Origin of the sequence: Citrobacter sp. KTE30, from assembly GCF_000398825.1 — a bacterium.
GTDB lineage: Bacteria > Pseudomonadota > Gammaproteobacteria > Enterobacterales > Enterobacteriaceae > Citrobacter > Citrobacter freundii.
Genome location: NZ_KB976055.1, coordinates 375,197 through 400,834 on the forward strand (window position 1 = coordinate 375,197; position 25,638 = coordinate 400,834).

Below are 25,638 nucleotides of genomic sequence, written 5' to 3' on the forward strand. Positions count from 1 at the left end.
TCTCTACCGATAATGGGATTGCTCTGATTTTACACAATATTGTTATGCAAGCCATGAACAGAAATGGCTTTGCTACCGCGTTTTGCACGTTACTCAATCTCCAGCTCATCAAACAGCTGTAAATCCACGTCCAGCAGCTCCACCGCATTGCTGCGTCGAATCCCGACGTTATATTCAATCAACATTTCCAGCAGGCGATCGCCGTCAATCAGCGTGATAGGGGCGGCCCCCGGAAACAGCGCTGCTTCCGCGCATTTGGCGGCAAATTTGCCAGTAGTGATCAGCGTGCCGCGAATGGCTTTGTGGTAAGGCAGTGCGCCGCGTAGCTGATCGATATACGGACGCGTGATGGTGTTCTGCATCCGTTTTACCTGCACCACTTCGGTGATGGTGGTAATGCCCACCTGTACCTGACCAATCACGTCCACGCCTTTATCGCCGGAGGCTTTGGTCACTTCAACCTGTTCGTAGCCCATGGCTTCCAGCAATTGCCCAACAAGATGCTCAAACTTGTACGGATTCATGGTGCTGATTTGTTCGCGCAGCAGCTCTTTTTGCTGCTCGTTGTAGCGCTTCACGGCGTCCAAAAGCTCTTTACGCGGATCGCTTTTTCGTGCCGGTAGCGCTTTTCCAAGCCAGACGCGTCCGGCATCGGTGATGCGATAGCTCATGCCTTCGCGGTTCACCATCTCACGGTCGATCAGGTTATACAGGCGAGAGTAGAGTGTGCTTTTTACTGAACTGGCAGAGGCGAATTTGGAGTGCTGGTGCAAAAAGGCCTGCCATTCGGGAAGTAAATCCGCGCGACGCGACATTTCCCGGCCTGCCAGTAGCTCCAGAAGCTGCAGGATGCCTTCCTGATCGTCTAATGAGCGCAATGTCTTTTCATCATCATGCAGAAATTGTTGCCCACGGGGAGTGGGTTGCCAGGCATCATCTGGCGTGCTTTTCATCAGGTCAAACTGAGGATAGTTAAGGAATAAGTAGCAGCCGTAGCTGTGGCGAGGGTTCAGAATATGGTTATCGGTATCCCAGATGCGGCGGGCGATTTCGGCATCTTCACCTGACAAGCGCTCGCTGATCCACAGATCCGGTTCGGACCAGTCAACGGGTTGTTGCGGTGTTCCTGTTTGCTCGTGAATGGCAGTAATCATATCGCGCACGGCTTTCAGGGAATAGCCTGAAACGGCTTTCATCATCGCTTTTACCTGGGCGTAGGTCGGAAAAAGCGGGGTAATCACTTTGTAATTTTTCACGTTGGTCCCTTAACGAGTGCAATGGCAATAGCTTGCCACACCAGGTGAAAAATTCCATGGGATGAATCACTTATCGGAATGAAAACTGCCTGTGCCGGATGGCGGCTGCGCCTTATCCGGCCTACAAAAAATCTACTTCTTCAACCCCGCAAACGCGGCTCTGATCTCGTCTTCCGGCAGATTAATACCGATAAACACCAGTTGGCTGTACGGTTGTTCGTCGCCCCACGGGCGGTCCCAGTCGGCGCTGTACAGGCGCTGGACGCCCTGGAACAGTAGGCGATTTGGCTCGCCTTCAATCCACAGCATACCTTTGTAGCGCAGCAGCTTCTCAGCGGATTCCAGCAGCAGATTTTCCATCACTCGGGACACGTCGCTGATGTTCACCGGGTAATCCAGCTTGACGACGATCGAGGAGATATCGTTTTGCTTGTCGGCGATAAAGTGGAAGCGCGGTTTGGCGCTGACCACGTTTTCTTCCAGCATGAAACCGTTGGTGTCGAACAGCAGAGAGAGGTCGATATCGCCATGCGTGACGGTATACACCGGGGCGCGGGCGTTGATGCGCGCCAGGCGCTCACGCAGTTTTTCGCTTTCACCTGCTACGTCGGTTTTGGTCAGCAGGATGCGGTCGGCGTAGCCCACCTGAGACTGGGCAATGGTGAACTGGTTCATCTGCTCGTCGGCATGCACCGCGTCAACCAGCGCAATCACGCCGTCCAGCAGGTAGCGTTCGCAAATTACTTCATGGGAGAAAAAGGTCTGAATAATCGGGCCGGGATCGGCCATGCCGGTGCATTCGATCACCAGACGGTCGAAATTGATGGTGCCTTTGTCGAGGTTGTCGAGCAGATCGAGCAACGCGTCTTCCAGTTCGCTCGAACGGGTGCAGCAGATGCAGCCGTTGGTCAGGGTTTTGATCTGTGTTGCGCGATCGCCAATCAGCTGATCGTCCACCGAGACTTCGCCGAATTCGTTTTCGATAACGGCAATCTTGTAACCGTGCTGCTCGTTGAGAATATGGCGCAGCAGGGTGGTTTTACCCGCGCCAAGAAAGCCGGTGAGTAGGGTGACTGCAATCGGGGTCATTTACTTCTCCTTCTAACAGCAACTGCTTCCGCCGCTACCGTAGCGGGCTTCCTGGCGCTCGCGGAAGAATTCTTCGTAGGTCATGTACGGCTTATCGGGATGGTTGGTCTTCATGTGCTCGACGTAGTTGTCGTAGTCCGGAATGCCAATCAGCATCTTTGCCGCCTGACCGAGATATTTTTTTGCCTGACCTAAAGTACCAAACATTCTGCCGTCCTGTTAATGAATAAAGCCGGATGGCGGCTTGCGCCTTATCCGGCCTACATACTGCACATTTTGTAGGCCGGATGAGCGCAGCGCCATCCGGCAATTACGGCTTAATGATGTGAAGAGGTTTTCACGCCGCCTTCCGGCACCGGTACATACGGTGTCTCTTTATCAGAGCGACCGTTGATGGTACGGGCTTTCTGCCAGGTACGGAACCCGTAGAAAATGATGCTGTACACCACCACCAGGAACAGAATACTCAGGCCTGCGTTGGTGTAGTTGTTGATGACGATATGGTTCATATTGGCAATCTGCTGTGCGGTCAGTTCGCCGCCGTTAGCAATCTTCTCTTTGTACTGATTCGCCATGAAGAAGAAGCCTTCCATCTGCGGGTTGGTGCTGAACAGTTTCAGACCCAGCGCCCAGGTGGTGCAGATAAGCAGCCATACTGCCGGAACCACGGTAACCCAGATGTATTTGGTGCGTTGCATTTTAACCAGCACCACGGTGCCGAGAACCAGCGCCACGGCAGCCAGCATCTGGTTAGAGATACCGAACAGCGGCCACAGGCTCTTAACGCCGCCCAGCGGGTCAACAACACCTTGATACAGCAGGTAACCCCACAGGCCTACGCAGCCCGCAGTACCAATGATACCCGCAACCAGAGAGTCGGTTTTCTTCAGGAACGGAACGAAGTTACCCAGTAAATCTTGCAGCATAAAGCGGCCAGAACGGGTACCGGCGTCCAGTGCGGTCAGGATGAACAGTGCTTCGAACAGGATACCGAAGTGGTACCAGAAGCCCATGTCAGCCATCGGCAGCACTTTGTGGAACACGTGGGCGATACCTACGGCCAGCGTCGGTGCGCCACCTGCGCGGTTCAGAACGGACGGCTCGCCGATGTCTTTCGCGGTTTGCAGGATCTGCTCAGGCGAAATCACAAAGCCCCAGGAGCTGACGGTTGCCGCTGCGTGTGCGGTAACGTCTTTCAACTGCGCCATAATCAGCGGGGCGTTCTCACCGCTCATTTCATGCAGGTTCGGCATGGTGATGCCAAGGCCCGCAGGCGGGGTGTTCATTGCGAAGTACAGACCCGGTTCGATGATGGACGCAGCAACCAGCGCCATAATCGCCACGAAGGATTCCATCAGCATCGCGCCGTAACCAATGAAACGCGCGTCGGTTTCACAAGCCAGCAGCTTCGGTGTAGTACCGGAAGCGATCAGCGCGTGGAAGCCAGATACCGCACCACACGCGATGGTGATGAACAGGAACGGGAACAGAGCGCCTTTCCACAGCGGGCCAGTACCATCAACGTACTGGGTCATCGCCGGCATTTTCAGTTCCGGGTTGAGAATAACAATCCCCACCGCCAGACCGACGATAACGCCGATTTTCAGGAAGGTAGCCAGATAGTCGCGCGGGGCAAGGATCAGCCATACCGGCAGCAGCGCGGAGATAAACGCGTAACCGATCAGGGTGAAGGTAATGGTGGTGTCTTTAAAGGTCAGCGCCGGGCCCCAGTACGGGTCGTGCGCAATCACGCCGCCGAAGTAGATGGAGGCAACCAGCAACACAATACCAATCACCGACACTTCGCCCACGCGTCCTGGGCGCAGGAATCGCATGTAGATCCCCATGAACAGCGCGATAGGTACGGTTGAGCAGACGGTGAACACACCCCACGGGCTTTCAGCCAGTGCTTTCACCACGATCAACGCCAGTACCGCGAGGATGATGATCATGATTAAGAAGCAGCCGAACAGCGCAATGGTTCCCGGCACCGGGCCCATCTCTTCTTTGATCATCTCACCCAGAGATGCGCCGTTACGGCGAGAAGAGATAAACAGCACCATGAAGTCCTGTACCGCACCGGCCAACACTACGCCCGCCAGCAGCCACAGCGTACCAGGCAGGTAGCCCATCTGCGCGGCCAGTACCGGCCCAACCAGCGGACCTGCACCTGCGATAGCGGCAAAGTGGTGACCAAACAACACGTTACGGTTGGTTGGAACGTAGTTCAGACCATCATTGTTGATGACCGCCGGCGTGGCGCGCGTCGGGTCAAGTTTCATCACCTTTTGGGCGATGTACAAACTGTAGTAACGATAAGCCACCAGATAAACAGAAACTGAGGCGACCACGATCCACAGGGCACTGATGTGCTCACCCCGACGTAATGCCACTACCGAGAGGCAGAATGCACCGATGATTCCGAGAATCACCCAGGGTATGTGCTTGAATATCTTTTTCGTATCCATAGTAAAACCTGGTATCTAATTAATAATTGGCCGAAGCCGCGTGGGTTTGATCTTGTGTTTGAGGAGGTTATTTGACTGCTATGTTGGGGGGATCTTGCCAGAGAATTACGCGCGTAAAGTAAGGTAAATAAGTGAGCGGTTGTATGTCAGCTTAAGCGGTCCCAAGTGTCAGCGAGCGGTTTTAATATGGAGGGTAGACCGGTAATTATGTGATTAAAATCACACAATTACCGGTATGAGGTTCACGCGACGGGAGTGTACGCCTGTATTTGAGTGGCTATAAGGTAGAGGTAGTAGGCGAAAATGGCGATAACCACGGTATAAAAGGTACATCGTTCAGTTTTGCCAACCGCGTTTTTACTCATGTGGCTCAGGAAGTCAAATAGGGCCCATATCACGATCAACATCGCAGAAAAATATAGGCCGACTCCCGCCATGCGAAATTCGCTATAGGGAAGCATTGCCAGCGTAAGCCCGAAAAGTGTACCAAACGTGGCTGCGGTAATGGATTTGCCCAATTCATTGAATTTAAATAAAAATCTTTCATAGATAAAAGCAGATTTTTCTTTTTTTGAATCGAATACACCACATAGCCTGAGTAAAATTACCGTAAATAACGCATCTATAATGAGCAGAAACATGATGCTTTTAGGTGCGATGCTCTCCATTAAGATGCCTGAAATCTCCGGGATAAGGAGCTTTGGCACTATGGGGGTCATTAATCCTAAAATGCCTCCCAGCAGTAAGAAGGGAGCAGCATTAGATAATAAATCGAAAAATTTCTTTTTCACAGAAGGACTTCCTTGTTTTAGAGGCGGGTGACAGGACTTCCATTGGTAATCGAAGTGCGTATAAATGAAAAGCCCTCTGAAAAGGTGGGGAAGCCACTACGGCAACTTTTGCGTGGTATGTGCCGAGTGTGTTTGCTGCTTTTTTCAGCGAGAGATATTGCCAGAACACCGGCTTTTCGAACGATATCCATAAAGTTTTCCCTTTCCAGGCCGAAAATTCTGACATCTGTCTAGCGGAAAGAGAAAACATGTTAAAACGTATGAAGATTGTTACCAGCTTACTGCTGGTATTGGCGCTATTTGGCCTTTTACAGCTCGCCTCGGGCGGCTTGTTTTTTAACTCACTTAAGAATGACAAAGAGAACTTTACCGTTCTGCAAACCATTCGCCAGCAACAGTCTGCGCTGAACGCTACCTGGGTTGAGCTGCTGCAAACGCGTAACACCCTGAACCGGGCGGGCATTCGCTACATGATGGATCAGAGCAATATCGGCAGCGGCGCGACCGTTGCCGAACTGATGCAGGTAGCCAGCACGGCGCTGAAGCTGACGGAAAAAAACTGGGCGATTTACGAGTCGCTCCCGCGCGATCCGCGCCAAAGCGAAGCCGCTTTCCAGGAGATCAACCGCACCTATGACATCTATCACGGTGCGCTGGCGGAGCTGATCCAGTTACTGGGTGACGGGAAGATCAACGCGTTCTTTGATCAACCAACGCAGAGCTATCAGGATGGCTTTGAGAAGCAGTATATGAGTTACATGCAGCAGAACGATCGCCTGTATGACATCGCGGTGGAAGATAACAACAGTTCTTACAGCCAGGCGATGTGGGTGCTGATCTGCGTGCTGATTACCGTACTGGCGGCGATTATTGCGGTCTGGTTTGGTATCAAACTGACCCTTATCTCCCCAATGAACCGTCTGATTGACAGCATTCGTCATATCGCCAGCGGCGATTTGGTGAAGCGTATTGAGGTGGAAGGTTCCAACGAGATTGGGCAACTGGCGGAAAGCCTGCGTCACATGCAGGGTGAGCTGATGAATACCGTGGGTGACGTGCGTAACGGCGCCAACGCGATTTACAGCGGGGCCAGCGAGATTGCGATGGGCAATAACGATCTCTCCTCCCGTACCGAACAGCAGGCGGCCTCTCTGGAAGAAACCGCAGCCAGCATGGAACAGCTGACGGCAACCGTGAAGCAGAACGCCGAAAACGCGCGTCAGGCCAGCCATCTGGCGCTGAGTGCGTCGGAAACCGCGCAGAAAGGCGGCAAAGTGGTGGACAACGTGGTGCAAACCATGCGCGATATCGCTTCCAGTTCGCAGAAGATCGCCGACATTATTAGCGTCATCGACGGCATTGCCTTCCAGACCAATATTCTGGCACTCAACGCCGCGGTAGAAGCCGCACGTGCGGGCGAGCAGGGCCGTGGATTTGCGGTGGTTGCGGGTGAAGTGCGTAACCTGGCCCAGCGTAGTGCGCAGGCCGCGCGCGAGATTAAGAGCCTGATTGAAGACTCGGTCAGCCGTGTGGATGTTGGTTCAACGCTGGTTGAAAGCGCCGGTGAAACCATGGATGAGATCGTCAATGCGGTAACCCGCGTGACCGATATCATGGGTGAAATCGCCTCTGCTTCTGATGAACAGAGCCGCGGTATTGATCAGGTTGGTCTGGCCGTTGCCGAGATGGATCGTGTGACGCAGCAGAACGCCTCGCTGGTGGAAGAATCCGCCGCTGCCGCTGCCGCGCTGGAAGAGCAGGCCAGCCGCCTGACTCAGGCCGTTGCCGTGTTCCGTATTCAGCATGACCAACAGCGCGCGCGTGACGTTGCGGCCGCTAAACCGGTTTCAACAGTCCAGCCGCGTAAAGCCGCGGTAGCGGATGCCGGGGATAACTGGGAAACGTTCTAAGTAAGCATCAGGCGCATGGCGCAGCGTGATTCATACGCCAGTCCATGCGCCGCTTCCTCTTCTCTTTTCTGGCGCAACTTTGCAGGCAGCGTCTCTTCAGCCAACATTTCAAATCCCAGACGCGCGTACCATGGCGCATTCCACGGCACATCGCGGAAGGTGGTCAGCGTGAGCGATGTGTAACCTTTCTCGCCCGCCTGTTCGGCAACATAGCAAATTAATCGGCGGCCAATTCCCTTTCCCTGCCACTCCTGATGCAGCGACAGTTCCGCAATAAACAGCGATGAATCCAGCGTTTCGGCGACTAAAAAGCCGACCGGATGCTCATCGGCCTGCGCCAGCCAGCTCAAGCCAGTGGCGGCAAATGCCTGATGCTGAGCAGACGATATAATCTGGTCATCAGCAATCCACGCCAGTTCTGGGATCTGTAAAAAACGTTGCCCCGCAGATCGTTCGATGGCGGGAAGAGCGGCTGCGTCTGCCAGAGTAGTAGCGCGTAAGGTGATGTTCATACGAGGAGCATAACATGCCCGATAAGCACGGTGTTATCGGGCATCTGGAGGATTAATCTTTACGTGGATCGCTAATGGGCTGGCGAACCAGGAAGATGTAGGCAAGGGCCCCCACCATGGTGACGCAGCCGCAGATGATCAGCGCCAGGCGGAAAGAGTTGGTGGTATCAACAATAAATCCGGTGACGATCGGCGCAAACGACGCGCAGATAAAGCTGGCAAAGTTCTGGATACTGCCCACGGAAGCGGTCATGCGTGAGGCGACGGCGACGTGGATCAGGCCCCAGCACGAGGTACCGGCGAAGTGGATACAGAACAGCGCCATACCGATCAGTAACACGGCGGCCATTGACGTTGTGGCCTGCGGCACAACGAAGGTGAAGGCTGCAGAGCAGAACATCCCGGCGATTATACAAATCTTACGGCTCTTAATCGGCGCCATACCGCCCTTCACCAGCCAGTCGGTGACAAAACCGTTAATCAACATGCCGGCTGCGCCAAACAGGAACGGGATCGCCGCCATTAATCCGGTGCTTTTTAAATCCAGGTTGTAGGAGGTTTGCAGGTAGCCCGGCAGCCAGGCCAGGTATAACCATGCGGTATAGTTGATGCCGCTAAAGCCCAGCATCATGCCCCACATGGTACGGTTGCGAAACAGGCTGCGCCATTCGGCAAAGCTCAGCGGATCGCGGCGGGCATTGACGCTACCAGCGTTCAGGTACGCTTGTTCCGTGGCGCTCAGCTCAATTTGCTCGCGGTTGCGATACAGCATGTACCAGCCGATGGCGAGGAAAATACCCAGCACGCCAATGGTGATGAACATCCAGCGCCAGCCCATTACCAGCATCATGGCAGCCAGAATCGGCGGGCTAATGGCAACCCCGATGGTGGAGGCGGCGTTGAATAATCCCATCGGGCGGCCGCGCTCTTTGATGTTAAACCAGTCGTTGATGACCTTTACGCCGCACGGGTTCATTGGCGCTTCGCCGATCCCCATCCCGATACGCACCAACACAAACTGGGTGAAGCTGTGCACCATGCCGGACATCGCCTGAAACAGCGACCAGAAGAACATCCCCAGCCCCAGCATAATGCGCGGACCTTTGCGATCCAGCAGCGGGCCGCAGGGCAATTGCGCAATACCATAAGCGAGAGAAAATACCGACAGCAGCACGCCGATTTGCGTGGCGCTCAGCCCCAGTTCTTCACGAATCGTTAAGTTGGCGACCGACAGAGAACTGCGGTCGAGGTAATTAATAACCGCAGCAAAAAATAATAAAATCATTGCCGTGGTTTGAATACGTTTTATTCGGCTACTGCGTTGCACCATGCCCTCAGGCGGAACATTAATATCCGCAGATGATGACGTGCCAAACGAAGAACTCGGGTCGAGGGTAATATTATTTTTTTCCACGCCGGACTCCTGAACCTCAATAATTTATTTTTCACACAGCAGGACTGTGCAGTATTGAAAAAATACCGGTGATGAATCAATTTGCTCATCACCGCTCACAAAAGTTTTTAATGCAGTCGACTTAGCGTGAGCATAGGCAAGAGGTATTTTTCAGGCGTTTTTATTTTTATAAAATCGTGCTCCCGGTAATGATTTGCTGTTTTTTATCGGTACTTAATGGGCGGCGCTATGACTCTGGTTGATGGAACGAATCATTGATTGTTTGGCTGAATTCAAATGGTTACAAAGCGCCAGGGTGGCATCCAGGTCGCTGCGGCAGATCAGCGCGCTGAGGATGGTCATATGCTCATCGATGGCAATGATGTTGCGTTGTTTGAGGTCGCTCTCATCCCACTGATAGTGGAAGTGGAAAATCACGGAGATGATTTCAAGTGATTGATTGAAAAATATATTATCGGCAGCAGAGAGCAGCAAGGCATGAAACTCACGGTCTAACTGCGAGAACATACGAAAGCTGCTGCCGATGCTGTCGCGCAGGATCCGGTGGCGTTCCAGCAGCGTTTTCGCTTGCAGCCAGCGTGGGTCATCGTCGGGCAGATTGAGAAAATGTTGCAGGGAATGGGTTTCCAGCATTTCTCTGAGTTCAAACAGCTGCTCCGCATAGGCCTGATCGAACTGCTTCATGCTCCACTGACCGCGTTTTTCGTTTTTGATCAGGTTGTAACGTTCGAATTTTAAAAGATATTCCCGTACGACTACCGGACTGACGCCCGCGGCTCTGGCAAGCTGCAGTTCGGAGAAGCTCTCGCCTGCACGCAGCTGGCGCTGGTTGATCATAGTGAAAAAAGCCTGCTCAAAAATCCGGTTTTGCTCGGTCATGGAGGCGGTGGTGCAGGCAAAACCGTCGTCATGGTCGGGTTTACGCACGATAACATAGTGGCTGCCGACCTGGGTCAGAACGCCGCACTTGCCTAAGTGGCTCAGCATATGACGCACGGTGGTGCGGCTGATGTTGTACATCTCCGCTAATGCGCTTTGCGACGGGAGAGGGGAAGGGATATGACCACGCGCCATATCATCGATAATCTGGTTAATCACATTGTGGCGTAAGTTCTGCGAACGGCTCATGGCTTCTCCTTTTTACCTATTAAAACCCGATTTAAAACATTTTTATGCGCTGGGATTCACAGATTGTGTTTCTGCTTTCTCCGTCTTTTTTATTTTCGTTGATATCTGAGGCAACAAAAAACAGGAGAGCAGAATCATGTCTACGATGAATACGTTGATTTGCCAGGAACCTAAAAAATTAGTCTGGAAAGAACGCGAAATACCTATTCCGGGTGAGAGTGAAGCATTAATAAAAATTAAATCGGTAGGGATTTGTGGTACCGATATTCATGCCTGGGGTGGCAATCAACCTTTTTTCAGCTACCCACGTGTATTAGGGCATGAAATATGTGGGGAAATTGTCGGGCTGGGTAAGAATATACAGAATCTGAAAAATGGCCAGCAGGTGGCGGTTATTCCTTACGTGGCCTGCCAGCAGTGTCCGGCATGCCTGAGCGGGCGCACCAACTGCTGCGAGAAGATTTCAGTAATTGGCGTGCACCAGGATGGCGGTTTCAGTGAATATTTGTCCGTTCCGGTGACCAACCTGCTGGATGCGCAGGGGATTGACCCGCAGGCGGCGGCGCTGATTGAGCCTTATGCCATCAGCGCGCATGCGGTACGCCGGGCGGCGGTGGCGCCGGGTGAGCAGGTGCTGGTGGTCGGCGCTGGTCCGATTGGCCTGGGGGCTGCAGCGATTGCCAAAGCCGATGGCGCACAGGTGGTGGTCGCCGATACCAGTCCCGCACGCCGAGACCATGTGGTTTCCCGCCTGGGACTTCCGGTTATCGACCCATCCGCTGAAGATTTTGATGCGCAGCTGCGCGCTCAGTTTGGCGGTTCGCTGGCGCAAAAGGTCATTGATGCCACGGGGAATCAACATGCGATGAATAACACGGTGAATTTGATTCGTCATGGCGGCAGCATCGTTTTCGTTGGGTTGTTTAAAGGCGATTTGCAGTTCTCTGACCCTGAGTTCCACAAGAAAGAGACCACCATGATGGGCAGTCGCAACGCCACGCCGGAAGATTTCGCCAAAGTGGGCCGCCTGATGTCGGAAGGCAAATTGACCGCCGACATGATGCTTACGCACCGTTACGCGTTTGCCACACTGGCTGAAATCTACGAGCGGGATGTGATCAACAACCGTGAACTGATTAAAGGCGTGATCACGTTCTGAGAGGGAAAACAGGATGAAAACATTGAATCGACGTGATTTTCCGGGAGCCAGCTACCCAACGCGTGTGATCCAGTTTGGAGAAGGTAACTTTCTGCGGGCGTTTGTCGACTGGCAACTGGATATCCTCAACGAGCATACCGATCTGAACGCTGGCGTGACCATCGTTCGGCCAATTAATACCGATTTTCCTCCGTCGCTGAATACCCAGGATGGGCTGTATACCACGCTTATTCGCGGGCTAAACGAGCAGGGTGAGGCGGTGAGTGAGGCGCGGCTTATCCGGTCGGTGAATAACGAAATCAACCCGTACCAGGATTTCGCGGCGTATCTGGCGCTGGCGCACAATGCGGATATCCGTTTTGTGTTTTCAAATACTACCGAAGCCGGAATTAGCTATCACGCGGCAGACTGTGTGGATGATGCGCCGCCGGTGAGCTTTCCGGCCAAACTGACGCGCCTGCTGATGGAGCGCTTTAACCACTTTGAGGGCGCGGTGGATAAGGGCTGGGTAATTATTCCGTGCGAGCTTATCGACTATAACGGTGAGGCGCTCAAATCCCTGGTGCTGCGGTATGCGCAGGAGTGGCAGCTTCCTCCGGCATTTGCCGACTGGGTGGAGACGGCAAACACGTTCTGTTCCACGCTGGTTGACCGTATTGTCACCGGCTACCCGCGCGAAGAAGCCGCTGCGCTGGAGGCTACACTTGGCTATCACGATGCGTTTCTCGATACCGCGGAGCATTTTTACCTGTTTGTGATCCAGGGGCCGCAGTGGCTGGCAGAGGAGCTGAAGCTGGCGCAGTGTCCGCTGAATATCCGTGTAGTGAGCGATATCAAACCGTACAAAGAGCGCAAAGTCGCTATTCTCAATGGCGCGCATACGGCGCTGGTGCCGGTGGCGTGGCTGTGCGGGTTGGAGACCGTTGGCGAGGCGATGCAGGATGCTGATATCCGCCGCTTTGTCGAGCGGGCGATTAGTGAGGAGATTATTCCGGTGTTGGATCTCCCGGCGGACGAACTGCGAGAATTTGCCGACGCGGTGAGCGGGCGTTTTCAGAACCCCTACATTCGCCACCAGTTGCTTTCCATTGCGCTTAACGGGATGACTAAATTCCGCACCCGAATTTTGCCGCAACTGCTGGCGGGTGAGCAAAATGGGCGCTGGCCAGTGCGGTTAACGTTTGCCCTCGCTGCGCTGCTGGCGTTTTATCGCGCAGAGCGTAACGGGGAACGCTATCCGATACAGGATGATGAGCAGTGGGTAAGCCTCTATGCCAGCCTGTGGCCGCGAGTTGGCAATGATTTAACGCTGCGTGAACTGGTGGATTCAGTGCTTGGCGATGCGGCGCACTGGGGAGAGGATTTGACGTTGTTACCTGGGCTTGCCGGGCAGGTGACGGCCAACCTGGAGATGATTCTGGTGCAGGGTATGCGCCAGGCGGTGAACAGTCTGGAATAAGGTTGCCATGCAGCGCCCGGTGTGGTGTTGGGCGCTGTTTTTTTATCCCTGAGCAGCCACTATTTTGATTTCAACCATCCCGATCCCCAGCTTACGCGGTGAGTGACCGAGAATATTGCCCTCGTTGGTGGCGACCGGATCGGGTGGAACAATAACCAGCGTATCGGCATTCGCCGGGTTATCAAAATGTAAGGTAGTGGTGCTGACGTCATGGCCTAACACCAGCGTCTGTTCCTCGTTGCCAACGCGCACGGGGATCGGACGATTGGCATTGTCACCGAAGGCTTTCGCGGTAATGACCAGATCGAATTTCTTCGGTAGCGGGGCTTTGTACTCAATCGTTACTTCTTCGCTGAGCTGCGCATTGGACCAGCGTCCCCAGGATTCGGGGCGTGAAATACCGCTAAATTGTTTCACCTCTTCCGGCGCGCCCGCCACGTTGAAAACGAAGCTATCTGCTTTGTAGCGAATGTCGTTATCGACAATTTTCAGCGTATCGACGTTACCTTTGTAGCGCTCCATGTCGATCACCGTATCTTTAAATACGGTTTTACTTTTCCATTTGGCTTTGTCGACGTGCTGCACAATTTGCTGCCCGCCTAACTGACCCTGTGAAACGCACCAGTCGGTAGAAAGCGCCAGCTCCGGCGCCCACAGTTGCGCCATTTTGTAGCAGCGATCGACCCAGACAAAGTTATCGCGCGGGGCGAAATCCGCCAGCTGGAAGCGCAGCGGGGCCGAGTATTCGCTTTCCGGCAGCGGCTCTACGCGTTTGTCCGATACACGCAGCAGCAATGGCAGGCGGAAATGGCTGCCGGAGAAGGAGATCATATTTTTGTCCTGGTCGACGGTGAACTCTTTCATCTCTTTCGGGAAATTCCACAGACGAATGATATCGGGCTTCCACGCCAGCATTTTTTCTTTAATGTTCAGGAATACTTCCGACACGGATTCGCTAGACAAGCTGCTACGGCCAAGACCGATAAAGTTATCGCCGCCGAGAATATCCAGTACCGTTGCGCCGTTATCCATCGTATTACGTTTTACCGCCAGCGTGTCCTGTTGCGGTTGGTCGCCGCGCAGCACGAAGAACAGGTTGTTACGATCCTGCTTGTTCAGATACTTCCATGCGGTGTTGTTCATCGCCAGATGATCGGAAGAAACAACGATAACGGTATCTTTAAACCACGGCGATGCTTTGATTTTATTGATAAATTCGGCAATGTTTTCCTGGCTGCAGCCGACCGCGCTGAACGACTGGTTGGCCTTCCCGTCGATGTCATAACGTTTACGGTTGCAGCTACGTGAGATAAATCCATCCGGATGATGGGTGTCCACGGTCAGGGTAAACAGTGAAAAACGCTGGCCCGAGCGCGAAAGCTCTTCGAATTTTTTCCATGCTTCGTCCAGCACGGTATCGTCGTAGAAGCCCCAGTCGTTACGATAGGCCGGGTCCGCCACCACGCTTTTTAACTCTTCCGCACCGTACAGATGGTCAAAGCCGTGAGATTTCAGGAACACGTCTTTGCCGGCAAAGCGCAGGTTGGCACCCTGCACAAAGTAGTTCTGATAGCCGGAGTTTTTCAGGATATCGCCCAGACAGATATTGTTAGGGAAGAAACTTGAGACCGACGCCGAGGCGTTGCCTTCAAATGGCGCAAACAGCGGAATACCGCACTGGGAGGCGACCATGCCAGCGATGGTGTAATCAGTACCCGGTAGTTGCATGGTATTGCTGAAATCCAGACCTTCATTTTTTAACGCGCCGAGTTCCGGGGTCAGATCCGGGAACGCGTCGTTATTAAAATAGGTGCGCTCGAGGCTCTCACCGTAGATATACACCAGGTTCAGCTTCGGGTTGGGAATGGTTTTCGACGGCTCTTTATAATACGTCGTGAAATCCGGATCGCCATCGCGCGACTGCGACTTCACCAGTTCGGTTATCTGGTGAAACGCCGGGCTGGCGTCAACGGAGGCCAGCGCCAGCAGCAGGGCCAGCAGACTATAACCCACATGATGCGGGTGATGGCGACGGCGGCGCAGGATCCAGCCGAGCGCGACAAAAACCGTCGTCAGCGCCAGCGCGATGCCGACCCCCGGCAAAATATATTTTCCAATCCCCGCGCCGGTCAGGCTGTTGGTCAGCGTGTAGAGTACCGCGTCATTGATCCCGTCGCCGGTGAAATAGTCACTGGCGTACAGCGTGATATTCAGGACAATAAAAATCCCCAGCACCGTTAACGTGGCGGCAAACCACCAGGTGTTGCGACCCGCTTTCCAGGCGTAAATCAGCACTGAAGCGAGAAACAGAGTGATGGAGATTAATTCTGACAACGGTCGATCCTCAATAAACCGGGCACATGCCTGGCAGGCTAATCATTAGGGGAAAGCACAATGTAATAGCGATGTTATATTGCTGCAATTGTAGTGACATTAAATTACGTTGTTATTCAGAATTGGTTTAGATATGTGTGTTTTTTGCAGGGGATTTACTAGTTATTTAACGTGTGAATGTAATGGGGTAAAAAATAGATGCCGCGCAGGTTATACGCGGCATGTCGTGCGTCAGGAAATGAAGTTCATGCCCTGTTTTAACACCAGATCGCAGGCCTTGGTTTTAACCTGCTTCGCCAGCGAGCTGTTGCCAATCGTGTTCAGGTCCAGCTGTTGACCATCTTTGGCGTTGAGCAGACCTTGAATCCCGTCCATATAGTTGGTGTCTTGCTTCTGCTCAGGAGCACTGAGCCCCAGTTTATCCAGCACCTGGTTTTTGACGTTTTGCGTGTCGGTGACCGAGGCCAGCTTCTGTTTCGCGCAATATTCCAGGATCCCGGCGGCGTTATTCATGCTGCTGGAGGTCAACGACTGATTACTGCCATTCAGCAGGCTGGTCAGGGAAGAGAGCGACGAGCTGCTTTGCGAGCCGGAGCTTTGTTTGCTCAGCTCACTGGCCGCGCTGGAGAGCGAGTCCTGCCAGGAGGCAGCGAAAACGCTGGTGGAGATGAGCGTGCTGGCGGCAAGCGCACAGCACAGCAGACGTTTGGTAGTTTTCATCATTATATGCAACTCGTGTTATGCCTTTTCAGCGCAGTATAGCGCTGGCAGTCTTAGGAGTGGTCCTAATACGTTAATACTCTTTACCGGTGACCCGACTACGGTAGCTTTCCCAGTTAAAAATGACCCACAGGCTGTTGCCAAGGCGCATACGATCCATCACGCGCTCGCCCAGCAGCTTGTTCATTTCATCCATATTGCTGTTAGTTAACATGCCGGTCGGACGTTTTGAGGATGAACGGCGATCGACAATCTGATTAATAATCACTTTTTCATAGCGGGATTCGGTCTGCATGCCGATCTCGTCGATCACCAGCAGATCCACATTGCTCAGATCGTTGAGCAGCTGTTCTTCGCTGGTTTCACGATTGCTGAACGTTTCTTTCATCGCCGACATGATATCGGCCACGGTAATGATCAGTACCGACTTGCCGCGCAATAGCAGTTCGTTGCAGATGGCGGCGGCCAGATGGTTTTTGCCGGTGCCGGGTTTGCCGGAGAAGATAAAGCTGGCGATGTTGCCGTCAAACTCTTCAACGTATTGGCGGGCTTTGCTCAGGGCGTTCATCTGACCTTCGCACTCTACCCGATAGTTTTCGAACGAACAGTTCTGATGCAGCGGACGGATACCGGAACGGTTGAATGTGCGCTGCATTTTCATGGCCCGGTTTTCGCGGGCCAGCGCTGCGGCACGAATTTCACCTTGCTCTTTTTGCCATGCCAGCAGCTCCTCGCCCGTTTTAAAGGCGGGCTCGACATTAGGTGGCATCATTTTTTGCAGACGTTTCATCAGGTCGCCAACGTTTTTCATCGTTATCCTCTAAAACCCGGTGGAATGTGGCTGTCAGGTTCACTGACGCTGTTCACATCGCGCTTTGGCATTCCGCCATTGCTGGCCCGTCCAATCTGAATGCTGCGCGCCAGTTTTTGCTGCCACTGAATATGGTGAAAGACTTTGCCTTCAGCCTGCCAGTAGGCAACAAATGAGGCCAGTTCTTCAGCAGTAACCGGCTCTCGCAACGCTACACCCCATAAAGCGGCCTGACGCTGAAAGTCGGCATCAGGCTGCCAGGCAGCGTACATCGCAAATTTCCCCATTGGCACGGCAACGGGAGCGGTTTGCGGCTCTTCATAAAATTGATCATCCAATGTCACATCGCTTCCCGGGCGTGACAGTTTCTCCTCAAGCGCCAACAGCTCAGCCAGTCTCGCAGGCGTCACCGCGTAAAACGCTGGTGCATTGTTAGCGAATACGGCTACGGCGCCACCCGCAGACTTGGCCAGCACAGCGTGGTGATCGTGTAATAAGGCGTCAATGCTTGTGACGTCTGGCGTCAAAATTTTGCAGGGCATAATGTTTCTCAATACTGAACAACAACCGAGAAGGGGACTGCTTTTATAGTAACACAGAGAAGAAGGAGAGCAGCAGGTGAGGGGAGATTCCCCTCTCTGCACGGTAATAAAGAAAGTGCACCGTTAAACGCGTGGACGTTTGCGATACAGCCATAATCCTGGCACGGACAGACCGATGGAGAGCGCACCGACAATCGATGAGGCTTTCAGGAAGTTGGTCAGCAGGGTAATCATCAGCACTTCGCTGTAACCGAAATGGCCGATTTTTACTGCTGAGATCATGGCGGTGTAGGCGGAGATCCCTGGAAACATGGGGATCACTGCCGCGACGGTGAAGACTTTCGGATGCGCCAGATACCAGCGCGACCACTGGATCCCAATGCAGCCGACCAGCAGCGACGCCATAAATGTTGACCATTCAATATTAAACCCTGCGGTCATCATCACCATTCGTGAGCCGTGACCGAGTGCGCCGAGTAATGCGCACCATGGGAGCGCCCGATGGGGGACATTGAATACCATGGCAAAGCCAAGCGCCGGGATCGCCGACAGGATCATATCCTGCATCAGCGCCAGTATGAAATCGATCACGCCCATCCGCGCAGCCCCCATAAGGTCATCGACACGATCACGCCAATACAGGTCGCCAACGTAAGCAGACTGGCAATAGCCCAGCGAGCGAGTCCGGTATTAATGTGTCCCTTAAACATATCCGCGACGGAGTTGATCAACGGAAAGCCCGGAACCAGCAGTAGCACGCTGGCGGCCATAGCGATAGTCGGAGTATTGCTAAAGGTCGGCAACGTCAGCAGCAAACCTGAAATGGTGGTCGCCACAAAGGCGGTGATGCAAAAATTGATTTGCGGATGCAAATGCCGGGATGCCAGTATCTGGCGGATATACATCGCCACCATGCTGGCGAAAAAGGTGATCACCGCACCATCCCATCCGCCGTTATTGAGTTTACAAAAACAGGCGCAGGATAAACCGACCATCAGGGCGACCAGCCATCTTGGATAGCGCAGTGGTTTAATCTGGCTAAAGCGTTTCTCTACGCCTTTAACATCCAGCAGTTTATGTTCCGCCAAAATGACAATGTGCTGCACTTCCGTCACGACGTGCATATTAATGCCGCGATCCTGATTTTTTCGCGTTGATGTCAGGCATTGCCCGTCTTTAATGGTGGTCAGGACGATAGCGTTAGAGGAGATAGCGCTTTCTACACTATCCATGCCAAGCGCCAGCCCGAGGCGGGTGGATAGCTCGTCAACCAGCGCGCTTTCTGCCCCATGCTGAAGTAAAAAAAGACCGCATTGAATACATAACCGTGTAACCGTTCGCTGTGACGACTGCTCTGTTTGCATGGTTCGCTCTGACTGAAAAGGATCTCTTTGAGTGACGAATGTTTACTTTTATCATGAAGCATGAGCCCGCTGGCTCTGGCTAAGATCAATCTTTGTGTCGAAAAAAGACACCGACGATACGGTTATGGCATATTAACACTTCCCACTCGCCGAGGTATGAGAGGGCGCATGACTGTAATGTAGCGTTATTTACCCGGATGGCAAATACATAAGCCATGCTAACGATCTATTGTAGTTATTTTAATTTTACAAATAACGTATTTATGCGTAATCATGTAATAATAGCTTGACAGTTTGGCTTTATCTGGATTGTAGTGCCAATACTTTTATTTTAATAAACGCCAAGGATAAGCAATTCACCCCGTTTATTGTTCGGAGTATTTTCCCGTGAATTAATGGCTATTAATTTATTCGGGAGAACTGAATTAAGTACGATTACGGACTGGTGAGTGTGGAGGGGATATGTTGCAAGGACGCTGCAAAAACGCAATTATTATTAGTAAATCACCGATTATACAGACCGGGCTTAAAGGTATAATACAGGCGCAGTTTGCCGATTACGAACTTACATACTGTTGTTCTGTTGAAGAACTAACATTATTACAACTACGGTACGCTGATTTGGTGATTGCTGATTTAACTGGAGACTGCAATTATCCTCGTTCACTCTGCGAACAATATTATTCTTTATTATCTCAATACCGTGATATTCACTGGGTCTTTCTCGTCTCTCGTATTTTTTATCCTTTGGCTATTGAGCTACTGATGTGTCCTGTCAGTTCGCTGCTCTCTGATGCAGAGCCGATAGAAAGTTTAGTGAGCGTCATTCACGCAGGAAATGCGCGAGCAGAAAGAATAAGTAAGACACTACTTTCTCCACCTGCCATGCCGCAATTGTTAGATCATAGCGCGCGCTCAATAGTCCTCACTCTCTCTGAAAGGAAAGTGCTGCGCCTCCTTGGGAAAGGCTGGGGAATTAATCAGATTGCGATGTTGCTGAAGAAAAGCAATAAAACAATCAGTGCCCAAAAGAATAGCGCTATGCGTCGCTTGTCGATAAATAGCAATGCAGAAATGTATGCCTGGATAAATAGTTCTCAAGGATCGCGAGAACTTAATTTACCTTCAGTTTATGGAGAAACCACGGAATGGAAAGCAGAATCATCAAAAGAAACGTTGCACTGGTAGAAAAGTGTACAATGAGCAGTGTAGGTATTAATAGTTTATTTAATACCATGCCAGATGACCAATATAAACTTCATCTCTTTTCTAGCCAGCCCACTTTTAGTCAGGCAATGTTAAAGATGTCGTTTTCGGCAGTTATTTTTTCTCTCTCTGCAATCAGAAGCGATCGCAGAGCTGGGTTGGCCTATTTAACGGAACTGGCGATAAATTTTCCACGGATTCGCCGTGTGGTGATTGCCGATGATGACGCTGAAGCGCGTTTAATTGGCTCCTTGTCCCCCTTGCCGCTGGATGGCGTTGTGAGTAAAGCTTCTTCGTTAACGGTGCTACAGGACGCTTTATTTACGGCGTTAAGCAGCCCAAGCCGAGGAACCGAAAGCACGAAAAACCATTGGTATATTAATCAAAGCCGCATGCTCAGTCCGACAGAACGAGAAATACTGCGCTTTATGTCAAATGGCTATTCGATGCCGCAGATTGCCGCTCAGCTTGAACGGAACATTAAAACCATTCGGGCACACAAATTTAATGTGATGTCCAAACTGGGAGTAAGCTCAGATGCCGGGTTACTGGATGCTGCCGATATCCTGCTGTACCTGCGAGCTGGCGAGCCAGCGCCTTTTATGCAGGCGGCTTCGTGACAGGCAACGTTGACGTGCTTTGTGCCGGGTTTGGTCGCCGATTTGGCGCGTGAAGCATTACTGACACACGTCAACCCAGGTGGCAGAAGTCAGTTCAGCCATCCTCTCAGGCGTGATGCGAACCGCGCTGTGGATGGCACCTGCGGCAGGCAACACTTCAGCGTAGTGCTTCAGAGAAACATCACAGTACACTGAAATCGGTGTTTCTAATCCGAAGGGGCAAACGCCGCCAACGGGATGCCCCGTCGCGCTCACGACCTCATCGCTACTCAACATACGGGCTTTGGCACCGAACGTACTCTTTAGCTTTTTATTATCCAGTCGGGCATCACCTTTTGCCACGACCAGGATGATGTCGTTCTTCACCTTTAGCGAAAGTGTTTTCGCTATCTGGCCAGGTTCAACGTTATGGGCTTTTGCTGCCAGATCAACGGTTGCTGTGCTCTGATCTAATTCGATAATCTCAATATCTGGTGCATGTTGCGCCAGGAATTGACGTACTGATTGCAAACTCATTCTTCTCTCCCTATCGCTTACAGATAACCCTGCACAGCAGAAAACATGCAGGATGTAATTTGTCATAGGGGCAACCGCACTGTAAATATTTTATTGTAACAATATAGCAACATTAGCAGTTTTTCGATCGTCTTCACAATCAAAGAAACCGGTTACAGTAACCGGTTGCAGAATGCTGAAATGACGATTAATACTGAAGTTGTCACTTCCTCTGTATCACATAATAAGAGCCATCTATGAAACTTAACTCGAATAGCGGTAGTGCTGGTGTTCCCCCCGGCACGGTTGCGAAAAGTGGTAATGGGATTTACGTGGTGGTGTTGATGCCAACACGGTTGCAAGGTTTTGCACAACGGGAGAACGGCTATGTCTACTAACCATGCTGTGTTTAACGTGATTTTCCGCTTTGTTGAAAACTATGTTAGCCCTGTTGCCGGGCGCATCTCTTCACAACGTCATGTCATGGCTATTCGTGACGGTTTTATTTCGGCGATGCCTTTTATGATTGTAGGCTCTTTTCTGCTGGTTTTTGCCTATCCGCCGTTTTCTCCGGATACCACCTGGGGATTCGCCCGTGCGTGGCTGGATTTGGCAAAACAGTTTGAAGGCCAAATCCTCACACCGTTTGATATGACGATGGGGATCATGTCGGTCTACATATGTGCGGCTATTGCTTATAACCTGGGCAAGCACTATGTGAAGTCGCATCAGTTAGATCCGTTTATGTGTGCGATGCTATCAATCATGGCTTTTTTGCTGATTGCCGCGCCAAAAACCAAAGGCACGATGCCGGTTGATAGTCTGGGAGGAACGGGGATTTTCACCGCCATCCTGGTAGCCATTTACTGCGTTGAAATGATGCGCTTCCTGAAGGCGCACAACATTGGCATCCGTTTACCCGATCAGGTGCCGCCGATGATCAAAAACTCTTTCGATCTGCTGATCCCGGTGCTGGTGGTGGTGCTGACGCTGTACCCGCTAAGCCTGGTGATACAGTCGCAGTTTGACATGCTGATCCCGCAGGCCATTATGGCCATTTTCAAACCACTGGTGTCGGCTGCAGATTCTCTCCCGGCGATCCTGCTGGCGGTATTGATCGGCCATCTGCTGTGGTTTGCCGGTATTCACGGCGCGGCTATTGTATCGGGAATGCTGCAAATGTTCTGGCTCACCAATCTCGGGATGAACCAGTCGTCGCTGGCGCAGGGTGCGCCATTGCCGCATATCTTTATGGAAGCGTTCTGGACGTTCTTCATTGTGGTTGGTGGTTCCGGCGCGACGATGGGGTTGGTGATTTGCTATCTGCGGAGTCGTTCCGCTCATCTACGCTCGATTGGGCGTCTGAGCGTGGTCCCCAGCATTTTTAATATTAACGAACCGGTGATATTCGGTACGCCGATTGTCATGAACCCGGTGTTTTTTATCCCCTTCCTGCTGGCTCCGATGGTGAATGCGGTACTGGCGTGGGCGGCGATGAAACTGGATTTAATTGGGCGGGTAATTTCAGTGGTTCCATGGACGGCCCCGGCACCGGTTGGCGCCGCATGGGCGTTAGGTTGGGATTATCGTGCGGCTATCCTGGTGGTGCTGTTGGCGCTGGTATCGGCCGTTATCTACTTCCCGTTCTTTAAGGTCTACGAAAAGCAGTTATTAGCGCAGGAAAAAGAAGAAGCGCAGCGTATGGAAGAGGAAAACCAGCAGGTTGCATAAATATCTGGCGAGGGGCTACGGCTCCTCGCTTACTTCAGCGTGCAGTCTCCGCATTGCTGAACGTCAGGCAGGCGATAGCGTTGGCAGCAGGTTCTGCGCACTAACAGCCCTTCACGCGGAACAACGGTACGCCATAGAGGATTATCCTGACCGCAGGAAAGTTGTTTCTCAAAAAAGCAGGTCTGGCGCAGCGTGGTCAGCAGTTCTTCACCTAACAACGGCTTCATTTCCGTTAAATACCAGTGAATTAAGTATCCGGTGTTGCTCCAGATAAGCTTTGCGTTGATCTCACCCGTTGCTTCCAGCGCCTGCACAACCGGCGTTAGCGCTGAGAGAATCAGCGTTTCCATGCGTTGTTGAGGAGACAGGGCTGTAGCCAGATGATCCTGATGGACATCGATCCAGAAGCAGGCTGCTCGGCCCGTTTCGTGGAATTCTACGTGCATGTGTTCAGGAGAGACGTCTATAGCCTCTTTTTGCGTCAGCAGGGCCACCATTAACGGAGGCATCATCAGGCCAATATACCATTGCGCCCAAAGAGATATCAGGGGCTTATTTTCGCGGGGCAGCGTGGGCTGGTTGCGATAGATATGGTCTGAATAAACAGCGAGCAATGAACTTAGCGTCGTCGGTTGCGTCCATTCATGCAGCGTCATTGCACCTGGCACAGGCGTTTCGTCAAGACGAATGAAGTCCAGCAAGTGCTCGCGAGTTTTGGCTATCGTTGCGCGTACGGCAGCAGCCAGCGAGGGCATCTCTGAGGGGAGATGGCTACGCCAGATGACATCTTCAACGATCGGTGCGGAACGATAAGCCATGTCGATATAAGGATGTTAATCTTAATGATAATGATTGCTAATCCTATAATTGGTGTTAAGCGATAGCAAGATCTTTGTCGCCATCTCGGGTGGCACCGCACAGAAAGCTCAGATAGAAGGGCAGTTTACCCGTAGCTCATCGCTGACCAGAGTATTGTTACGCCCAAGATTCTTCGCCTCGTAAAGGGCTTTATCCGCTTTGGCAATAGCAGCATCAATATCCTGTTCGACCAGAGGTGCAATGCCGATACTGACGGTTACGTTGGTTGCCACGCTCTCATTAAACATGTGAGGGATTTTAAGGTCGTATACTTTCTGGCGGATACGTTCGGCGGCAGCCTGGGCCTGCTGTGGATCGACTGCGGTCAGCAAAATCATAAACTCTTCACCGCCAAAACGTGCCACCACATCCCTGGAGCGGACGGAGTCTCGGATGGCGGCAGAAACACGGATCAACGCCTGGTCGCCCATCATATGTCCGTAATGATCGTTATAGGATTTGAAATGGTCGATATCCAGCAACAGAACGAAGTGTCTCGAATTACTTAGGGCCAACAGCGTATCGAGCCGGTGTTGCAGCCCCCGGCGATTATACAAACCGGTTAGCGGGTCGAGCATGCTGAGCCCGTTCAGGGTTTCTCGTTCTTCCAGCAGTTTGTACATCAGTTGCTGAGCGAACCCATCGTAGCGCTTTTGTATCACATGCTGGATGGCGATACCGGCCATAGGCAGCGCCATAAAATAGAAAATCCGCAAACCATGCTCGCTGCCGTTAAGCCATAAACAAACGGCGACGGAGGGGAGTGAGTGGAGCGTAAACGCGATGATATTATTGGCAAAAGCGATAGAGCCAATAAACAGTACGCTGAGAAGCGCTATTAACAGGAAATAATAATCATTCTGACCTAAAGCATTATATTTCAATAATATGTGTAACGCCCATAACAAGCCAAAAACGATTGAAATAAAAGGGAGATTAATTCTTTTATCTGCGTATTTCCCATGCCATACCAGCAGCAGTGTACTCATCACCAGTATCAGCAACGCCGATACTGATAAGGCTTTGACCGCAAACAGTGGGAAAAAAAGCGTAAACAGCGCGGAGACTGCGTTGAGCAGCAGAAACAGTCGTAAAGAGAGTTGGTATTTTTTGGTGCGCAGAGTTCGCCAGGATTGTACTGTCATAGGTAAATATTGTTAGTTATCTGCAATGTACGAAGGTGTGTTGGTAAATAAAACAAATAACGAACGGGGTATCATTCGCAGAGGTTTTTATTGTTTTTAGTTGAAGAGCTAACCGGTGAGCAATTTATCACCTTGGGTTATTCATGTCATCAATCGTTAAGTAAAACTCATATAATTGATAGTGCTTCACGGCTGACAAATGAGAAATTTTATCATATGATATTGGTTATCATTATCAGTGTCATAGGTGGAATCATGTTGCAACGTACGCTGGGCAGTGGATGGGGTGTTCTGCTGCCGGGAATGCTGATTGCCGGGATGGCATATAGCGACCTGTCGGTCTACGTATGGAAGGTGATGATTGTATTAGGATTACTACTGACTTCGCTCATGTTGTACCACAAGCGTTTACGGCACTTTGTTTTGTTACCTTCATGCGCGGCGCTGATTGGTGGCATTGTTCTGGTAATAATGAACTGGAATCAGGGATGAACAAAACTAGAGAAGGAAATCGAGAGGGAAATAAGATAATTGGTGCGAGGGGGGGGACTCGAACCCCCACATCCTAAGGACACTAACACCTGAAGCTAGCGCGTCTACCAATTCCGCCACCTTCGCACAGTCAT

General features: G+C 51.9%; 24 protein-coding genes and 1 tRNA gene. 7 read left to right on the plus strand and 18 right to left on the minus strand.

Going from position 1 to position 25,638, the window contains the following annotated elements:
- Nucleotides 1-89: 89 nt before the first annotated feature.
- The 5 genes from WC1_RS20900 to WC1_RS20880 form a co-directional block, all read right to left on the minus strand.
- The gene (locus WC1_RS20900; RefSeq protein WP_016149503.1) at nt 90-1,256 is read right to left on the minus strand and encodes a restriction endonuclease; all 1,167 of its coding nucleotides are present in this window, start codon (nt 1,254-1,256) and stop codon (nt 90-92) included.
- A 132-nt stretch (nt 1,257-1,388) separates the two neighbouring features.
- Entirely contained in the window at nt 1,389-2,345 is a 957-nt protein-coding gene (gene yjiA / locus WC1_RS20895) for a GTPase (RefSeq protein ID WP_016149504.1), read from the minus strand.
- Between the two features lie 12 nt (nt 2,346-2,357).
- Nucleotides 2,358-2,552, minus strand: a complete 195-nt coding sequence (locus tag WC1_RS20890; protein WP_003830038.1) for a YbdD/YjiX family protein — start codon at nt 2,550-2,552, stop codon at nt 2,358-2,360.
- A gap of 110 nt (nt 2,553-2,662) precedes the next feature.
- Nucleotides 2,663-4,813 carry a pyruvate/proton symporter BtsT gene (gene btsT / locus WC1_RS20885; protein WP_003845609.1) on the minus strand — a complete coding sequence of 717 codons (2,151 nt, stop codon included), beginning with the start codon at nt 4,811-4,813 and terminating at the stop codon, nt 2,663-2,665.
- Between the two features lie 242 nt (nt 4,814-5,055).
- Nucleotides 5,056-5,604, minus strand: a complete 549-nt coding sequence (locus tag WC1_RS20880; RefSeq protein ID WP_016149505.1) for a hypothetical protein — start codon at nt 5,602-5,604, stop codon at nt 5,056-5,058.
- Between the two features lie 248 nt (nt 5,605-5,852).
- Here WC1_RS20880 and tsr point away from each other — a divergent pair, with 248 nt between their 5' ends.
- Nucleotides 5,853-7,514: a methyl-accepting chemotaxis protein gene (gene tsr / locus WC1_RS20875; protein ID WP_003837223.1), complete on the plus strand. Its 1,662-nt coding sequence runs from the start codon at nt 5,853-5,855 to the stop codon at nt 7,512-7,514.
- Here the strand turns inward: tsr and WC1_RS20870 are convergent.
- From WC1_RS20870 to WC1_RS20860, 3 genes are all read right to left on the minus strand, one after another.
- A complete protein-coding gene (locus WC1_RS20870) occupies nt 7,511-8,026 on the minus strand; it encodes a GNAT family N-acetyltransferase (protein WP_003845611.1) in 516 nt (171 codons plus the stop codon). The genes tsr and WC1_RS20870 overlap by 4 nt on opposite strands.
- Nucleotides 8,027-8,078: 52 nt before the next feature.
- On the minus strand, nt 8,079-9,440 hold the full coding sequence (locus WC1_RS20865; protein ID WP_003845612.1) for an MFS transporter: 1,362 nt from the start codon (nt 9,438-9,440) through the stop codon (nt 8,079-8,081).
- Nucleotides 9,441-9,653: 213 nt separating this feature from the next.
- On the minus strand, nt 9,654-10,568 hold the full coding sequence (locus WC1_RS20860; protein ID WP_016149506.1) for a GntR family transcriptional regulator: 915 nt from the start codon (nt 10,566-10,568) through the stop codon (nt 9,654-9,656).
- Nucleotides 10,569-10,704: 136 nt separating this feature from the next.
- Between WC1_RS20860 and WC1_RS20855 the strand changes: the two genes are divergently transcribed.
- Together WC1_RS20855 and WC1_RS20850 are read left to right on the plus strand one after the other, a co-directional pair.
- On the plus strand, nt 10,705-11,727 hold the full coding sequence (locus WC1_RS20855; protein WP_003837229.1) for a zinc-binding alcohol dehydrogenase family protein: 1,023 nt from the start codon (nt 10,705-10,707) through the stop codon (nt 11,725-11,727).
- Nucleotides 11,728-11,740: 13 nt separating this feature from the next.
- Complete coding sequence (locus WC1_RS20850; RefSeq protein WP_016149507.1) at nt 11,741-13,186, plus strand: tagaturonate reductase; 1,446 nt, start codon at nt 11,741-11,743, stop codon at nt 13,184-13,186.
- Between the two features lie 42 nt (nt 13,187-13,228).
- Here the strand turns inward: WC1_RS20850 and opgB are convergent, their stop codons facing one another.
- The 6 genes from opgB to WC1_RS20820 all read right to left on the minus strand — a co-directional run bounded on the left by opgB (nt 13,229) and on the right by WC1_RS20820 (nt 18,957).
- Entirely contained in the window at nt 13,229-15,520 is a 2,292-nt protein-coding gene (gene opgB, locus WC1_RS20845; RefSeq protein WP_016149508.1) for a phosphatidylglycerol--membrane-oligosaccharide glycerophosphotransferase, read from the minus strand.
- Nucleotides 15,521-15,751: 231 nt separating this feature from the next.
- Nucleotides 15,752-16,243: a YjjA family protein gene (locus WC1_RS20840; protein WP_003830016.1), complete on the minus strand. Its 492-nt coding sequence runs from the start codon at nt 16,241-16,243 to the stop codon at nt 15,752-15,754.
- 70 nt (nt 16,244-16,313) lie between these two features.
- Nucleotides 16,314-17,051, minus strand: a complete 738-nt coding sequence (gene dnaC, locus WC1_RS20835) for a replicative helicase loader DnaC (protein ID WP_003019133.1) — start codon at nt 17,049-17,051, stop codon at nt 16,314-16,316.
- Nucleotides 17,052-17,053: 2 nt separating this feature from the next.
- Nucleotides 17,054-17,593, minus strand: a complete 540-nt coding sequence (gene dnaT / locus WC1_RS20830) for a primosomal protein DnaT (protein WP_003019130.1) — start codon at nt 17,591-17,593, stop codon at nt 17,054-17,056.
- A 123-nt stretch (nt 17,594-17,716) separates the two neighbouring features.
- Nucleotides 17,717-18,190 carry a threonine/serine exporter gene (locus tag WC1_RS20825; RefSeq protein ID WP_003019127.1) on the minus strand — a complete coding sequence of 158 codons (474 nt, stop codon included), beginning with the start codon at nt 18,188-18,190 and terminating at the stop codon, nt 17,717-17,719.
- Nucleotides 18,181-18,957 carry a threonine/serine exporter family protein gene (locus tag WC1_RS20820; protein ID WP_003019122.1) on the minus strand — a complete coding sequence of 259 codons (777 nt, stop codon included), beginning with the start codon at nt 18,955-18,957 and terminating at the stop codon, nt 18,181-18,183. The genes WC1_RS20825 and WC1_RS20820 overlap by 10 nt, the downstream gene beginning before the upstream one ends.
- 462 nt (nt 18,958-19,419) lie before the next feature.
- Here WC1_RS20820 and WC1_RS20815 point away from each other — a divergent pair, with 462 nt between their 5' ends.
- Nucleotides 19,420-20,145: a helix-turn-helix transcriptional regulator gene (locus tag WC1_RS20815; protein WP_016149509.1), complete on the plus strand. Its 726-nt coding sequence runs from the start codon at nt 19,420-19,422 to the stop codon at nt 20,143-20,145.
- Nucleotides 20,106-20,783, plus strand: a complete 678-nt coding sequence (gene bglJ, locus WC1_RS20810; protein WP_016149510.1) for a DNA-binding transcriptional activator BglJ — start codon at nt 20,106-20,108, stop codon at nt 20,781-20,783. Before WC1_RS20815 ends, bglJ begins: the two co-directional genes overlap by 40 nt.
- A gap of 57 nt (nt 20,784-20,840) precedes the next feature.
- On the opposite strand, the gene WC1_RS20805 is transcribed toward bglJ, so the two are convergent.
- A complete protein-coding gene (locus tag WC1_RS20805; RefSeq protein ID WP_003019114.1) occupies nt 20,841-21,299 on the minus strand; it encodes a YbaK/EbsC family protein in 459 nt (152 codons plus the stop codon).
- Nucleotides 21,300-21,665: 366 nt separating this feature from the next.
- Here WC1_RS20805 and WC1_RS20800 point away from each other — a divergent pair, with 366 nt between their 5' ends.
- Nucleotides 21,666-23,009, plus strand: a complete 1,344-nt coding sequence (locus WC1_RS20800) for a PTS sugar transporter subunit IIC (protein WP_016149512.1) — start codon at nt 21,666-21,668, stop codon at nt 23,007-23,009.
- A 29-nt stretch (nt 23,010-23,038) separates the two neighbouring features.
- Here WC1_RS20800 and fhuF read toward each other — a convergent pair whose 3' ends face one another.
- Nucleotides 23,039-23,827, minus strand: coding sequence for a siderophore-iron reductase FhuF (fhuF, locus tag WC1_RS20795; RefSeq protein WP_003837247.1), 789 nt, complete (start codon nt 23,825-23,827; stop codon nt 23,039-23,041).
- A gap of 108 nt (nt 23,828-23,935) precedes the next feature.
- Nucleotides 23,936-25,012 carry a GGDEF domain-containing protein gene (locus tag WC1_RS20790; RefSeq protein ID WP_003837249.1) on the minus strand — a complete coding sequence of 359 codons (1,077 nt, stop codon included), beginning with the start codon at nt 25,010-25,012 and terminating at the stop codon, nt 23,936-23,938.
- A 255-nt stretch (nt 25,013-25,267) separates the two neighbouring features.
- Between WC1_RS20790 and WC1_RS20785 the strand changes: the two genes are divergently transcribed.
- Nucleotides 25,268-25,504, plus strand: coding sequence for a DUF1435 domain-containing protein (locus tag WC1_RS20785; protein WP_003845617.1), 237 nt, complete (start codon nt 25,268-25,270; stop codon nt 25,502-25,504).
- A 40-nt stretch (nt 25,505-25,544) separates the two neighbouring features.
- Here WC1_RS20785 and WC1_RS20780 read toward each other — a convergent pair.
- Nucleotides 25,545-25,630: transfer RNA gene (locus WC1_RS20780), tRNA-Leu, on the minus strand.
- Between the last annotated feature and the right edge of the window lie 8 nt (nt 25,631-25,638).